The sequence below is a fragment of the Flavobacterium sp. genome (assembly GCF_029242675.1).
In the GTDB taxonomy this organism is placed as follows: Bacteria; Bacteroidota; Bacteroidia; order Flavobacteriales; family Flavobacteriaceae; genus Flavobacterium.
This window is the reverse complement of sequence record NZ_JAQWTM010000072.1, coordinates 1-1579: the sequence shown is the minus strand read 5'-3', so window position 1 is coordinate 1579 and position 1579 is coordinate 1. Positions and strand designations below refer to the sequence as shown.

The following is a 1579-nucleotide window of genomic DNA, read 5'->3' as shown; positions in this document are numbered from 1 at the left end:
GACAAAAATATAAAATGTTTTAATGTGCCATTAGTAAATAGGTGCTGTTCTGTGAATAATTACAGATTTGGTAAAATCACCCCCTTTATTTTGAGGGTACATTTGTTTTAAGGTGGTTAAAACTGATAATTATGCCAATGTAGAAAATATGTAATTGCAAGAAGCTTGTTTGATTTAGTGTTAACATAAAAAAACAGAGACATTATGCTAAGCAAATGTCTCTGTTTTAAAATTCATTTAATAATAATGTACTTTCTTATATTATTTTTGGTTGTACTTCTCTTTATAAATATCATTCAGTTTTGATTGATGATTTTCTAAGGTAATTTTTCGACCTTGAATAAAAGCTTCAGATAATTTATTTGTTCTCATGTCTAATGCATCTCCTTCTGAAATAAACAATGTAGCATCTTTGCCTGTTTCTAGAGTACCACAAAAACTTTCGATACCTAAAATTTTAGCAGTATTAGCAGTTATTAATTGTAAGGCCTGTTCTTTATCTAATCCATAGGCAGCACAAGTACCTGCTAGAAAAGGTAGGTTTCTTGTATTCATACGTTCCATATCACCGCTGTTTTCTAAACCTACTACGATTCCCTTATCCGTTAACATCTTAGCCATTTTATAAGGTAAGTTAACATCTTGGTCATCAAATTCTGGCATGTCATGTACGCGTCTAAGTAAAACTCCAATACCATTTGCTTTCAGCAAATCAGCACATTTGTAAGCTTCAAATCCACCTACAATTACTATTTTTTCTACACCAATTTCTTTTGACATTTTTATAGCATCAATAATTTGAAGTTCATGATCTGCGTGAATAAATAGAGTTTGACTAGCATTGAATAGTCCTTTAGTAGACTCAAATACTAAGTTTCTTTCTTTACTGGCTTCTCCTTGAGATGCTTTTGTACTAATTAAAAAAGACTTAATATCAGCGATTTCTTTTATATAATCTTTATTCAAAGTTGCTCCCGCAGGTTCTGCCCACCAGCCGCCGCTATTATAGATTGATGGAAAGTTTAAATGAATACCATCATTCTCTTTTACGACCCCGTCTTGGTAATTCCATGAATCTAATTGGACCACAGATGAAGTTCCTGAAATAGTTCCGCCTCGAGGTGTAATTTGTGCCATTAAAATTCCGTTAGGTCGCACTGTTTCTATCACTTTCGATTCTGCATTGTAAGCCACTAAGCTTCTAACATTTGGATTCATATCTCCCACTTCGCTCTCATCATCAGAAGATTTTACAGCGTCGATTTCGACCAAACCTAAAGTAGAATTAGCCGCTATAAAGCCAGGATATACATGTTTACCGGTGGCATCTATAGTTTGGTCATAAGCACCATCTACTAATCGAATGGTGGATGCATCTGCAACTAAGGTTAATTTCCCCTCTTTAAAACCTATTGCACTGTTAGGAATTACTTGCCCAGTTCCTAAGTGAGCAGTAGCATTTAATATTAATATAGATTGTGATTGCTTTTTTGCCGGTGCATGCTGAGCAAACATCGAGGCACTAAAAAGCAAGGATAGTATATAGCTGTATTTGTTCATAGTATTTTGCTTTGTTTTA

At 34.0% G+C, this 1579-nt stretch carries 1 protein-coding gene; it reads right to left on the bottom strand.

All coding sequences use genetic code 11. The annotated features are described in order from the left end of the window. Positions 1–261: 261 nt before the first annotated feature. Positions 262–1560, bottom strand: coding sequence for an amidohydrolase family protein (locus tag P8M54_RS02730; RefSeq protein WP_300284816.1), 1299 nt, complete (start codon positions 1558–1560; stop codon positions 262–264). Positions 1561–1579 lie beyond the last annotated feature (19 nt).

Bases quoted from the DNA above. Each gene is read 5' to 3' on its own strand.
- P8M54_RS02730 (WP_300284816.1), bottom strand. From the start codon at position 1,560: ATGAACAAATACAGCTATATACTATCCTTGCTTTTTAGTGCCTCGATG.